Here is a 13345-nt window from a genome sequence, read left to right as displayed (position 1 = left end):
GATGACGGGCAACTCAATTTCCGAGCGGCTCGTCATGACGGGCGGTGCCCCACAGAGGGTGGACGAGGCGGAGTCGGCGATGAGCATGTCCGGGAAGAGCCGGGCGAGGGCCCGACGGTTCAAGTGTTCCGGCGGGTTCCTGCGCGTCGGGCTGCCTGGGCGATGCGTATGCGCGCGCACGTCTACCCGATGAGACGGCGAGGCCACGACCGACCGTTCACAGGCGGCATGGTGTCCCAAAACCCGCTCCGGCAGCGGGATCACGGCAGGGAGTGGGCGAGCTCACCGAAGCGCCGCAGGAGCGGGTCGCTCGTGCGGCGGGTCGGCCACAGCAGGTGAAGGGCGACCCTCGGGGCGTCCCGCAGGGGCAGGTAGGCGACACGGGCGTGGGTGTGGGCCCGGGCGGCTGAGGTGGTGGTGGATCCGATGCCGCGGCCGGCGGCGATGTTGGCGAGCCATTCGTCGTAGCTGCCGCATTCGACCACCTGCGCAGGCCGCTTCTCCGGCGGCCAGTCGTCCGGGCTCGTCGCTCCGCTGACGGTGTTGACGACCAAGGGGTGCGCGGACAACTCCGCCCAGTCCAGCTCATCGCCGGCCGCGAGCTGTGATCCGGCGGCGACTGCGGCCAGCCGGTCCTCTTCGAACAGCAGCGTGCCGGTGATGCCGGAGGCGTGGACGTCGCCGCGGACCAATGCGGCGTCGACGTCGCCCGAGTGCAGGGCGGCGACGATGTCGTCACGCCGCAGGAGGGTCGCCCTCGCACCGGTGGCGGTCTCGAACGCGGCCAGCAGGTCGCTGGTCCACGGGTCGGGCAAGGCCCACTGGAAGCCGATCCGCAGCCCCGCGTGCCCCCCTGCGGCGGCCAGGGCCGTGTCGAGGTCGTGCAGTACACCGCGCAGCCGATCGAGCAGCTCACCGCCCGTCTCGGTGGGTTCGACGCCGTGCGGAGTACGGTCCAGCAGCCGCGTCCCGACCGCCTCCTCCAGTTGCTGGACCGTGCGGGACAGAGCCGGCTGGGTGATCAGCAGCTCGCGGCTCGCGGCCGTGAACGTACGCCGCGTCGCGACCGTGACGAAGGCGCGCAGATGCCGCAGTTCTATCTCCATGGCCCCGCAGCCTACCCAGCTATGCCCACCGCGCATGGCAGGACGATGACGGGCATTTCCCCCGCCGATCTCGGCTTCCTACCGTGGAGAACAAGGATGACCGACCAGGAGAGGACGGGGATGGAGCATGGCGTCATTCACCGGCTGGATCGTGCGGGACTCTGCGGACGGGCCGCGCGCGAAGCTCGAACAGCTCGACACCGCAGTGCTGGACGATCTCGACACGACCGTGCGGGTGCACTACTCCAGCATCAACTACAAGGACGCTCTGGCTCTGCAAGGCCGGCCCGGCGTGGTACGCCGCCACCCTCTCGTTGCCGGCATCGACGTCACCGGAGAAGTGCTCGCGTCCCGGCACCCCCGTTGGCGGCGAGGTGACGTGGTCACCCTGGACGGTGCCGGGCTCGGTGAAGAACTGCACGGCGGGCTTGCCGACCTTGCCGTGGTCAACGGCGACGACCTCGTACGCGTACCCGACCCGTTCAGCCCGCGGCAGGCCGCGGCGATCGGCACGGCCGGATTCACCGCGGCTCTCAGCCTCCTCGCACTCGAACGACACGGTGTGGCCCCCGAGAACGGTCCCGTGCTGGTGACCGGTGCCGGTGGAGGCGTCGGCTCGATCGCTGTCGCGTTGCTCGCCGGAGCAGGTTACGAGGTGATCGCCGCCACCGGGCGCCCCGACTCGCTCGGCGGACATCTCACGGCACTCGGAGCTGCCCGTCTCATCGACCGGGCGGAGCTCATCTCGCCCGGCAGGCCCCTGGGCAAACAGCGCTGGGCGGGCGTGATCGACGCGGTCGGAGGGGCTGTCCTCTCCGGCGCGCTGGCCGGCCTGCAGCACTCCGGCGTCGCCACCACCTGCGGGCTCGCCGCGGGCCCCGAGTATCCCGGCAATGTCCTGCCGTTCATTCTGCGCGGCATCTCCCTCGTCGGGATCGACTCGGTCCGCACCCCCGTCAGCCGGCGCGAAGAGTCCTGGCAGTGCCTTGCGCGCCATCTGCGCCCCGCACTCCTGGACACCGTCACACGCATCGTCCCGCTCGCGGACGCCCAGGAAGCGGCAGCCGAACTCCTCGCCGGGAACGGCACCGGCCGCATCGTGGTCGACGCGAACCAGCAGGTCTGAGAACATCGGCACAGGAAGAGGAAATGAGCACCACACCCAGGAAACCAGGCGCGTTCGACGAGCTCATGGCGCTGCGCGACGGCCCTCGACCGGCCGCCGGCGAGGTCACGATCACCGGGTCGGACCCGCTCTTCGCCTCGCCGTTCCGTATCGGCGGAACGCTCGCCGACGCGCTGGCGGCCCGCGCGGTCGCCGCCAACGACCTCTGGGAATTGCGCACCGGCCGCCGCCAGAAGATCGCCGTCGATGTGCGCGCCGCGGCCGCGACCGCCCTCGGCGGCGAGGACATGACCCTCGTCCGCGGCGCCGACGGCACGTACCGGCCCGCGCCGCTGTCACCCGACGTCGAGCACATGGCCTCGCTCACGCAGCCCTGGCAGACCGCCGACGACCGCTGGTTCCTGCCGCACTTCAACCTTCCGCACCTCGAACGAAGGGTGCTGGAGGTGCTGCGCTGCGACCCCACGCCCGCGTCGGTCCGAGCCGCAGTCCGTACGTGGAAGGCGGACGACCTCGACGATGCGATCGCCGCCGCGAAGGCCTGCGGCGGGATCGTGCGCACGCCGGAGGAATGGCTGGCACACCCGCACGGCGCCTACCTCGCTCCGCGCCCGGTCGTGGAGATCACCAAGATCGGCGAGAGCGCCCCCGAGCCCCTGCCCGGCGGTGCCCGCGGCACGGAGCCGCTGTCCGGAATCCGGGTACTCGACCTGACCCGGATCCTCGCCGGGCCGACGGCCGCGATCAGTCTGGCCGAGCACGGGGCGGACGTGCTGATGGTGACTGCACCGCAGCTGCCCCAGGTGCCGCCTTTCGTCCGCGACACCAGCCACGGCAAGCGCAGTACCTACCTGGATTACACCAAGGCGGAGGAAGCGGCCCGGCTCCGCGCGCTGGCCACCGCCACCGACGTCTTCGTCGAGGGATACCGCCCACACCGCATGGCGGCCCACGGCTTCGGCCCCCACGATCTCGCTGAGCTTCGTCCAGGTGTGGTGTATGTGAGCGTCAACTGCTTCGGCTCAGGTGGCCCGTTCGGGGCGCGTGCCGGCTGGGACCAGGTCGCACAGGCCGTCACCGGAGCATGCACCATCCAGGGCGACGCGGCGAACGACGGCCGGCCACAACTGACGCCGGTGTTCCTCTGCGACTTCCTCACCGGATTCCTGGGCGGCTACGGCGCCCTGCTCGCTCTCGCCCGGCGCGCACGCGAAGGCGGGTCGTATCACGTGCAGGTCTCTCTCTGTCAGTCCGCGATGCTCCTGCAACGCCAGGGCCTGGCCGAGGACTTCACCGAGGCCCCGGGCCGCCTGACCACCGACGAGTTCGAGCACTACGCCGTAACCGACGACGGCACCGTCTACGGCGATCTCAAGAGTCTCGGCCCCGTCATCCGAATGAGCGAAACCGCGCCGCACTGGTCGAGGGCCACCCCTCGACTCGGCAGCTCCCGCCCCGAGTGGCTGCCACGCTGAAAGGGGTCTTCCCCGCTCCTCGAAGCTGTTGACGGCAGTTCGTTCCGCCGCCGGCGGGCCACATCGCGGCACTACGGGCCGCCTGCGGTGCAGCTGCGCTTTGCAGCAGCCGAGTACGAAGGGGCCGTTCCGCGCCTCGACGCCTTCGAACAACGGCTCCTGACCGCGCTCCAGGCCGACAGCAGAGCCACCTTCGACCAGCTCGCGCAGCAGCTCGGCACCACCGCGGTGACGGTACGCCGCCGCTTGGAGCGCCTACGCAGTACGCAGATTCTGGAGTTCCGCACCGAATGCGACCTGACGCTCCTCGGCTACCCCGTGGAGACCATGACCTGGCTGAACGTACGGCCCCGCGACCTCAGCCACGTCGGAGAGACTCTCGCGGCCCACCCCGCCGTACGCTTCGCCGCCGCCATCACCGGCCCCGCCAACCTCGTCATCGCCACCCACCACCGCACCCCCGGCGACCTCTACCGCATGCAGACCGACACGCTGGGCACCCTCGCCGGCATCCAGCACATCGACATCACTCCCACTGCCCGCGTCGTCAAACGCCATGGCATCCCCCGCAACCGTCACCACCTCGCGCCCCCCGAGGCCAGCTCGCGCTGAGGGAATCGCTGAACGGCTCGCCGGCCGACGGGCGCATCCGCCGAGCCCGCAGCCCGCAGCCCGCAGCCCGCAGCCCGCAGCGAAGTGTGTGCCGGGTGGCACCGGATCGGGATGAGACATTCCCAAGCTCCTGGCGAGAAGTGGGGGCTGTGGGGCCGGAGGGCGTGGTCAACCGGCCACCACCGGCATGTGCTCAGCGCAGGGACTTCCTGCGGCCGGCGCGCGCCGCCGCGGCCGATCGCCGGGTTCGCCGGGTTCGCCGGGTTCGTCGGCTGATGCTGTTCGCGCTGTTCGTCACCGCGCCAGGAGAGCCCGGACGGAGCCTGGTCGACGTGCTACGCGGTCTGCCAACCGTACGCCAGGACTGTCGGCACAGGTCTGCCGAGCCAGGCTGACTGCTCGTCGGCGGCCATACAGAGCATGCAGGGCATGGCCGGTTCAGGGGTGTCTACTGTGGAACTGCGCCGAAGATCATGCGGTACCCACGGACTGTGTCCACGTACTCGCGGACCCGGTGGACCAGGCCGTCGCGGAACTGGACGACGAAACAGTAATCGTTGGTGTACTGGTCGCCGTTGGCGAGCGTCGCCGTCACGGTCGCCTCCACGACCACCCGCTCGCCGTCGGCGTGGGTTCCGTGGACGGCGATGTCGACGCCTTGCGGGAACAGGCGGGGGAAGTCCTCGGTGAAGAAGCGTACGATCGCTCCCCTGCCCACCATGTGATGTGGCGCCTTGAGCGCGACGGCAGTGGCGTTGTCCGGGGGCGACAGCCACTCGGCGTCCTCAGTCAGGACGGCCGAGACCTGGTCGGGGTCGGAACTGGCGAGCGCCTGGAAGACGTCTCGGATGATGTGGTGACTCATGGACCCACGGTCACAGTCACTGTGCACCCGTGTCTTGGACGAATGTTCTGCTTGCCCCTGTGACGACCGGCCGTCGGCGGGCACGGCTCCTGCCACCGGGCAGCATGGCGATGGATTCCTCTCCCGTAACGCTGACGAACCGCTTCGCCGCCCCGTTGCCCCTGGCGATGAGGGCCGATGTGAGCTGCGACGTAGCAGAAAGCTCATCGACAGCCGAATCCACACACGCACACACCGCCCGGGACCGGCGACGGAACCTCGCGAAATCGCCGACGGCGGCCGGCCGACTTCAGTCACCGGCTCGGTCCGCGCGCGCCGTCCCACGGTCCATCACCTTCCGGGGCAGCAGATCTGCGGACGCCGACGTACGGCGGCCGGCAACGCATGGCTCACACTCCCCACGTGCGTCCACGGACCCGGTCACAGCTCCTCTACGCCTTCCCAGTCCGGACAGCACCGGAGTCAAGTCCCGCGTTCGGGAACAGCCGGGCCACCTCCCAGCCCACCGTCCCGACGGCACAGCAATCCCGGCCTGCCCGGCGGCTACCAGGGCACCACCTGCCCCTGATGGTCGACGAAGTGGAGGCCGGTCTTCCCCCGGTGGCGCTCCATGGTCTCCGCCACCCCCGGAATGCTCTCCTCCACGCTGAGGTCGGCGTCCGGTCCGCCGAGTTCGGTTCGCACCCAGCCCGGGTCCATGAGCAGCAGCGTCCGTGTGTCCTCGGCGTGGCGGGCGGCGTAGCCGCGCATGAGCTGGTTCAGCGCGGACTTGCTGGCCCGGTACAGGTCCTGCCCGCCATCCGTGTTCAAGGAGACGCTGCCCTGGTCGGAGGACATGACGCCGATCGTCCCGGCCGGCGCGACCAGCGGGCGCAGCCGTTCCACGACGCGCATGGGGGCGAGCGCGTTGGTGACCATGACCTCGGTGAACATGTCCGTCGGGACCTCGCCGATCGGGATGTCGCCGCGGGTGATGGCGGCGTTGACGAAGAGCAGGTCGAGGGTGCGTGTCGACAGTCGGTCGCGCAGTACCGATATCTGTTCGGGATCGGTCATTTCCAGCGACTCGACGGTCAGCCGACCGTCGGAGGCTTCGGCCAGGTCGTGCAGGCCGGTGCGCCGGCTGCCGCGGACCGTACCGATGACGTCCCAGCCGCGGCGGAGGTACTCGGTGGCCAGCCCAAGGCCCAGGGCCCGGGAGGCTCCGACGATGAGGGCGGTCTGGCGGGTGTCGGTCATGTGAATCCTGTTCGTGGGTCAGGGCTGACGGCGGAGCTCCAGGAACGTCTCGGCGGTCGCGCGGCGAACGTTCGCCGGCGGACGGCCGCATCGGGGAGCAGCCGCGGCAGCGAGTGGTGCGGAAGTGGCTGTCCTCAACCGAATGCGGCCGGTTCGCCTACGTGCTCGCGCCCGCGGGTGAGGGGGATCGGCCGACCGTGGCCGCGGGGTGCGGGCTCGCCGGAGTCGGCGTACTCGTCCTCGGGGGCGCAGGGTGATGACGTTCACGAGTCTCCGACGGGGTTCGGCCGGACGTCCAATACCCTTTCGACCGCATTGATACCGTCAGGGCATGGATCTGGATCTGCGCAAGCTCCGCTACTTCGTCATGGTGGCCGAGCACCGGCATTTCGGCCGGGCGGCACAGGCGCTGTTCATCGCACAGCCGGTCCTCAGCCGGCAGATCCGCGCGTTCGAACGGGAGCTGGGGTGCCGGCTGTTCACCCGGACCACGCGTAGCGTCGAGCTGACCGCCGCGGGACAGCAGCTGTACGACGAGGCGCCGAGGATCACCACGGTGGTCGATGCGGCGCTGCGGCGCGTCCACGAAGCCGAGCAGGGCGAACCGCGGCTCATCGTCGCCTTCTCGCCCGGCCTGCACGTCGCGGACACGATCCGGGCCTTCACCGCGGGCCACCCGGAGGTCGTGGTCGACGTCTTTCCGTTGCGCTGGTGGGAACAGGACGCCCCGCTGCGCGACGGCCGCGCGCACGTCGGATACCTCCGGCGTCCCTTCGACGACTCGGGGCTGCACACCGTCCCCATCGGCCACGAGACCAAGGTCGCGTGCCTGCCCGTGACGCATCCGCTGGCCGGCCGTCACACCCTCACGTCCGCCGATCTCGACGGCGAGCCGATCCTCGACGTCAGGACGCGGCGCACGTCCTCCCTGGAGGAGAAGTTCGAACTCATCGCCTCCGGGCAGGGCATCGCCCTCGTCCCCCTCAGCGTCGCGGGTTCGTACTCCCGCCCCGACCTCGTCTACCTGCCCGTCGCCGACGCTCTTCCTGTCGGAACCTGCCTGGCGGCCCCGGAGAGCAACCGCGCAGGCGTCGTACGGAACTTCCTGGAGACCGCCACCGCGATACTGCGCCGGGGCTCCGGCAACGCGGAGCCCCTGGAGACGGGACCGGAAGCGATCGGTTCCGTAGTGGCTTCCGAGTGACATCGATCGATCAGATCGATCGGTTCTCGCTGGGGTGTGGGCCGGCCACGGCTGCCGGGGGCGGGCGTCTCAGCGGGTGAAGACGCGCTGCCACGGGGGCAGGACCGGCGCCGTCGTGACGCGGGCGAGGCCACTCCGCTGCCGACGGACGCCGCGGACGGTGAGGCCCGGTCAGTCTCTGCTGTGAGCAGCCAGGATGTCGCCTAGCCGAGACCGCCCCCTCCCCCGACGGTGAACTCGACTTGCAGAAGACCGCACAACCGACGCGGCGCGGTGGCCCCCCTGGTGTGGTGCGTCCGGCATCCAGTCTCCGCAGTCCAAGATCGATTGTCAGTGGTGGGTGAGAAGGTAAGAGCACCGAGTCAGAAGAGGGGGAGCGGTCATGTCCGGAAACCAGAACTACATCAATCACGTTGCTCTTGTGTTGGATGCCAGTTCGTCCATGTCACACCTGAGCCGTAAGGTCGTCGACGTCGCCGACCAGCAGATTGCGTATTTGGCCCGCCGGTCGCAGGAACTGGGCCAGGAAACCCGGGTCACGGTGTACGCCTTCGCGGACACGGTGGAATGCGTCATCTATGACAAGGACGTGCTGCGGATGCCGTCCCTGAAGCAGCTTTACCGGGTCGGTGGAATGACGGCTCTGCTGGCGGCCACGCTGAAGTCGCAGCGGGAGCTGGCGCAGACGGCTCAACTGTACGGTGACCACAGCTTCCTGACGTTCGTACTGACCGACGGACAGGAGAACGCGAGCCATCGCTGTCCGGACGCACCTGGCAGGGACCCGCGCGAACTGGTCCAGGCCGTGGCCAGGATGATCGAGACGCAGGAGGACAACTGGACGCTGGCCGTCCTTGTGCCGGATCAGATGGGCAAGCGCGAAGCCATGCAGTGCGGCTTCCCGAAGGACAACATCGCCATCTGGGACGCCACCAGCACCCAGGGCCTGGAGGAGGCAGGGCAGGTCATCCAGCAGGCCACCGAGAACTTCATGGTGGGCCGGGCCCAAGGCATCCGGGGATCGCGCGCGGTGTTCTCCACGGGCGCAGAAGCGGTCAACAAGGAAACCATCAAGGCGGCCGGCCTCACCCCGGTGAACCCGTCGGAGTACCAGCTGATACCGGTGGCTCGCGCGGCGGCGATACGGGAGTGGGTCATCGAATGCGGGCACAGTTACCGTACCGGTTGTGCATTCTATCAGCTGAGTAAGTCGGAGAAGATTCAGGCGCGGAAGCAGATCGCGGTGCTGGAGAAGAAGACGGACCGGGTTTACACGGGGCCGGAGGCCCGATCTCTGCTGGGTCTGCCGGATGCGGAAGTTCGCATCAATCCGGACCGCAATGACGACTTCACCATCTTCGTGCAGAGCACCAGTGTGAACCGGAAGCTGGTTCCGCACACGCGGCTCCTGCTCATGCTCTGAGGTCTCGGGGGGCTGAGGTCTCGGGGGTTTTGAGGTCTCGAAGGCTCCGCCGGTCCGCCGGTCCGCCGACCCGCCGGTTTGTCCGGTGGAGCCTTCTTCCGCGTCCTCAGCGTGTGGCTCGACGTGCCTTCGATGTCCTCAGCGTGTCGCCGCGTTGGCCCACGCTCACAAGCACCGATGCAGCGCCGACCAGCAACAGGAACACGCCGAGCGGAGCCGCAGCTATGCCGCGCCCCACCGAGCCGGGCCAGCGGAGGCAGCGCCCACCCGCTGCGCCGTGGCGCTCGGAGCCGTACGAGGCGGAGCCCTGCCCGGCCCAGCCCTGGTCGCCGAGGCCCCGCCTCGGCGACCTCCGCCATCCGTTGGGCGGGCCCCGGCTCTCCATTAGTCTCGACCTCATGGTGTTCGATTCCGCTCAATTCGATCTCCAGCCCTATGCCGGGTTCGACATGGATGCCTACGTCCGGCGGACGCACTGCAGCTGGGAGGACGCCGGCTGGCAGTCGTTGCTCGTCCAACGGTTTCACCACGTCCCGGTGGTCGAGGGCTTGGAGTTGCCGGCCGCGGCGGACCTGCACCTGGTCCTGCCCATGGGCGGCCGGACCGTGATGGAGACGCGGGTCGGTGGTGACCGATGGCGCCGTCACACCTGGGCGCCGGGCCGACTCGAGCTGGGTGTTCCCGACCGGCCGGTCCTTCGCCGCTATCGCGGGGACGGGCCGTTGCGCAGCGTGCAGGTTCACATCCCGCGCGGCACCGTCGAACGGACCGCGGCGCAGTTGGGCAGCCGCGCGGTGGACTACGAGAGCATGGCGGCCTCCGTGGCCGCCGGGGACCCGCTGCTCGTGGAGGCGGTCCGTGCCGTCGGCTCGGCGGAGGAGACCGAGGACCTGTACGCCGAGGCCTCGGCCGCCTTCCTGGCCGTACACCTGCTCACCCGTCACTCCCGGGCCTCAGGCCGGCAAGCGCCCGCGCGGGAGGATGCGCGCGTCCGCGCGGCGATCGCGGTCATGCGTGACCGGCTGGCTGAACCGCTCACTCTGGCCGACCTCGCGGACGAGGTGCACCTGAGCGTCTTCCATCTCGTGCGTGTGTTCCGTCAGGCGACGGGAGAGACGCCCCACCGGTACCTCATCGGGCTGCGCATCGAGGAGGCGAAACGTCTGCTGCGGGACACCGACCTCACCGTCGCCCGGATCGCGCCGCTCTGCGGGTTCGCCGACCCCAGCGCCCTGTCGACGGCGTTCCTGCGCCACACCGGCACCCGTCCCTCGGCGTACCGCAATTCCTGACCACATCGCGGCAATCTCAAACATGGGCCGAGGCGGTCCCCGTATCTAGGGTTTCGTCCATGTCTGGAAGCACGGCGACCACGCCTGAGAACGCGCGCATCGAGCCCTGTCCCATCCACATTCCTGACCGCGAGCTGGCGCTCCTGCGCGCTCGTCTGGACGCGGTCCGGCTCCCCGAGCCCGAAACGGTGCCGGACGCGACGCAGGGCATCGAACTCGACCGGATGCAGACGCTGCTGGGGGCCTGGCGACAGCACGACTGGCGGGCCACGGAGGACCGCTGGAACGCGATTCCCCACTACCGCGCCCGCCTCGACGGCCTGGACATCGCGTTCTGGCACGCGCGTTCGCCCGAACCCACGGCGCTCCCTCTGGTGCTGACCCACGGCTGGCCGGGCTCCGTGCTCGAATTCGAGAACATCCTCGGGCCGCTCACCGACCCCGTCGCTCATGGCGGTTCCGCCACCGACGCCTTTCACGTGGTGGTGCCGGCGCTGCCCGGATTCGGGTTCAGCGAGCGTCCGCGCGAGCTCGGCTGGCAGCCCGCCCGTACGGCGCGGGCGTGGGCCGAGTTGATGACCGCGCTCGGCTACGAGCGGTTCGGCGCGCACGGTGGGGACTGGGGCGCGTACGTCAGCACGGAGCTGGCGCGCCAGGTGCCCGAGCGCGTCGCCGGCCTGCACCTGACGATGCCGCTCGCCTCTCCCCTGCCGGAGGACCGCAATACACCGGATCCGGTGGAACAACGCATGCTGGAACGGCGCGACACCCATCTCGCGGACGGCTACGGCTTCGGCATGATCATGGCGACGCGCCCGCAGACGCTCGGCTACTCCCTGCTCGACTCCCCCGCCGGCCTGGCGGCGTGGCTCGGTGAGAAGTTCGCCGCCTACGCCGACACCCGGCCGGAGGCCGGTGGCGGGGTGAGCGTGTCGCAGCAAGTGGACAACATCGCCCTGTACTGGCTGACCGGGACCGGCGCATCCAGCGCCCGCTGGTACTGGGAGACCATGCGGTGGGTGCCCCGCAGCGCCGAAGAGGAGAACGCGCAACCGGTGACGACGCCCACCGCCTGCTCGCTGTTCCCGGCCGAGCCGTGGCCGACCGCCCGGCGCTGGGCAGAGCGCCGCTATCTCGACCTCCGCTCGTGGAATGAGATGGACCGCGGTGGCCACTTCCCCGGCCTGGAACAGCCGGACCTGCTGGTCGCCGAAATACGGGCCGCATTCCGGCACGCGCGTCACCGTACGGGCGGTCTCGCGCGGTGACGGGTCCTCTTTCAGGTGGCATGTGCAGAGGAGTGGCACGGCGTTCCCCGTAATACCGACGAGGCGCTTTTCCGCAGCTGCGCCACTTCACATGCCAAAGCCCGGGTAGGCGGCTGCCCCCGGCCGAGTAGCCGGGGCAGCCGCCTACCTGGGACTTCAGCAGAAGACATCAATTCGGGCTGCCAGGTTGTGCGGATCCAGGCCCGGTCCGTCCAAGCCTTCACCTCGTCCCAGCGACCGTCCTGGTGATAGACCCGGAAGGTGCTGCTGTGAGCTTTGACGAAATAGCAGTAGTCGTTGACGGGCTGGCTGCCGCAGCGGTCCGCATTCCACACCTGTTCCGCAGTGCAGTAAATGCAGGCTCTGCCGTACTCAGACTTGTTTTTCCATTCCTGGGTATCGGCAACCGACGCCGATGCCGTACCGGTGTCGGCGACGAGTGCCGCTGCGCCGAGGACGGCGGCCAGGGCCGCGCCCCTGATGCGACTCCCCCACGTACACACAGACTTGGCTGATGCGTGGCTGCGCGTCATCCCGCACAACGCGCCGGTCCGCCTGTGGGACGCCATCATTGCCCAGACAGCCCCGAGCCCGGGCACGCGTCCTCTTGCGCAACCGTCCTCGCTTACGCCGAGTTGTATATGATCGCCCACGACCCCGGCTTCGCGTTCTACTGGGGAGTTTGGACGACCACGGACAAGGCCTCCCTCTGCGCCGGGAATGCCCAACGCCACCACAGCAACCGCGGAAGCGCTTGCCCGTGGCGAGTCTCCTTCCCTGCAGGTGGTGGACGATATGGCCGCTTTGGTGGCCAAAGGCCGCGGTATTGACGACGGCCCGTGCTTCCGCGCCGCCCTCGGCCCCGAACTGCACTGGGCCGCCAGTCATTTCCGGCAGTACGCCGTCCCCCTGGCGCTGTTCACCGGGCACCGGGAGCAATGTGGCCCAAGCCCACTGCTCACTTCTCACCGCGTACTGTCACCACCGAGGCGCCGATCCCCGTACGGCGTGGAACTCGCTGAGTCCACCACGAGAATCGACGTCAGGGCATTGGGCGGCCGTTGGCGTGGGTTCGGACGACGTCAGCCGGATTTGGCGGAGTCGAGGTGACGGGTGTCACCGAGGCGTACGACTTGGCGGTTGTGGAAGAAGTCGTCTTCGCGCAGTGTGGTGATGCTGCCGGAGGGCGCCCGGAAACTGGCGTAACCGGACGATTCGATCGGCATCCTGATCCACGAGGCCACGACGAATGTCAGAGAACCGCCATGCGTCACGATGATCTGATGCTCGGCGGTGTTGTGCAGGATGTCGTCCATGGCCGCGTAGATGCGCTGCGCCCACGCTGCCTTGGTCTCCGCGCCCTGCACGCCCTCGTCGTGTTCCATTCGCTCTCCGACAGCCGGCGGTGGGACGAAGCGCCGGTCCAGCCACTGCTGCGGCCTTCCCTCCGCCTCTCCGTATGACTTCTCCCGCAGCCTGCGGTCCAGGACCGGTTTTACGCCGAACAGTTCCGCTACCTCCGCGGTGGTCTGCCGGGTGCGCTGCAGGTCCGAGGAGAACAGCTGCACTGCGGCGCCGTCCGGAATCTCCGACCGCAATGCCTGGGCGATGAAGGCCGCAGCGCGGACGCCAGCGGGCGTCAGCCGTGAATCATGCCATCCGCCGACGACTCCCTCGACGTGGTGCGTCGCCTCCGGATGCGTGACAACGTAAAGAGTGCGCATGGGGGCGCCTT

Annotated in this window: 11 protein-coding genes; 7 read left to right on the top strand and 4 right to left on the bottom strand. The window is 69.4% G+C overall.

All coding sequences use genetic code 11. The annotated features are described in order from the left end of the window. Positions 1–260 precede the first annotated feature (260 nt). Complete coding sequence (locus tag ACZ4Z1_RS35650) at positions 261–1106, bottom strand: LysR family transcriptional regulator (protein ID WP_468490820.1); 846 nt, start codon at positions 1104–1106, stop codon at positions 261–263. 127 nt (positions 1107–1233) lie between these two features. Here ACZ4Z1_RS35650 and ACZ4Z1_RS35645 point away from each other — a divergent pair, with 127 nt between their 5' ends. The 3 genes from ACZ4Z1_RS35645 (at position 1234) to ACZ4Z1_RS35635 (ending at position 4319) form a co-directional block, all read left to right on the top strand. Next, positions 1234–2232, top strand: a complete 999-nt coding sequence (locus ACZ4Z1_RS35645) for an MDR family oxidoreductase (protein WP_468490819.1) — start codon at positions 1234–1236, stop codon at positions 2230–2232. Between the two features lie 23 nt (positions 2233–2255). After that, positions 2256–3707, top strand: a complete 1452-nt coding sequence (locus ACZ4Z1_RS35640; protein ID WP_468490818.1) for a CoA transferase — start codon at positions 2256–2258, stop codon at positions 3705–3707. 87 nt (positions 3708–3794) lie between these two features. Further along, positions 3795–4319, top strand: coding sequence for an Lrp/AsnC family transcriptional regulator (locus ACZ4Z1_RS35635; protein ID WP_468490817.1), 525 nt, complete (start codon positions 3795–3797; stop codon positions 4317–4319). Positions 4320–4767: 448 nt separating this feature from the next. Here ACZ4Z1_RS35635 and ACZ4Z1_RS35630 read toward each other — a convergent pair whose 3' ends face one another. Then, on the bottom strand, positions 4768–5184 hold the full coding sequence (locus tag ACZ4Z1_RS35630; protein ID WP_468490816.1) for a nuclear transport factor 2 family protein: 417 nt from the start codon (positions 5182–5184) through the stop codon (positions 4768–4770). Between the two features lie 543 nt (positions 5185–5727). Further along, on the bottom strand, positions 5728–6423 hold the full coding sequence (locus ACZ4Z1_RS35625) for an SDR family NAD(P)-dependent oxidoreductase (protein ID WP_468490815.1): 696 nt from the start codon (positions 6421–6423) through the stop codon (positions 5728–5730). 331 nt (positions 6424–6754) lie between these two features. On the opposite strand from ACZ4Z1_RS35625, the gene ACZ4Z1_RS35620 reads away from it, so the two are divergent. The 4 genes from ACZ4Z1_RS35620 to ACZ4Z1_RS35605 all read left to right on the top strand — a co-directional run bounded on the left by ACZ4Z1_RS35620 (position 6755) and on the right by ACZ4Z1_RS35605 (position 11610). Then, complete coding sequence (locus ACZ4Z1_RS35620) at positions 6755–7627, top strand: LysR family transcriptional regulator (protein ID WP_468490814.1); 873 nt, start codon at positions 6755–6757, stop codon at positions 7625–7627. Between the two features lie 382 nt (positions 7628–8009). Continuing rightward, entirely contained in the window at positions 8010–9050 is a 1041-nt protein-coding gene (locus ACZ4Z1_RS35615; RefSeq protein ID WP_468490813.1) for a vWA domain-containing protein, read from the top strand. Between the two features lie 398 nt (positions 9051–9448). Next, entirely contained in the window at positions 9449–10342 is an 894-nt protein-coding gene (locus tag ACZ4Z1_RS35610) for a helix-turn-helix domain-containing protein (RefSeq protein WP_468490812.1), read from the top strand. A gap of 59 nt (positions 10343–10401) precedes the next feature. Then, positions 10402–11610: an epoxide hydrolase family protein gene (locus ACZ4Z1_RS35605; RefSeq protein WP_468490811.1), complete on the top strand. Its 1209-nt coding sequence runs from the start codon at positions 10402–10404 to the stop codon at positions 11608–11610. A gap of 1082 nt (positions 11611–12692) precedes the next feature. On the opposite strand, the gene ACZ4Z1_RS35600 is transcribed toward ACZ4Z1_RS35605, so the two are convergent. Continuing rightward, complete coding sequence (locus ACZ4Z1_RS35600) at positions 12693–13334, bottom strand: histidine phosphatase family protein (RefSeq protein WP_468490810.1); 642 nt, start codon at positions 13332–13334, stop codon at positions 12693–12695. Positions 13335–13345: the final 11 nt, after the last annotated feature.

Source organism: Streptomyces sp. NPDC030165 (assembly GCF_055573595.1).
The sequence above is the reverse complement of the archived record's forward strand: the minus strand, read 5'-3'. Positions and strand labels throughout refer to the sequence as shown.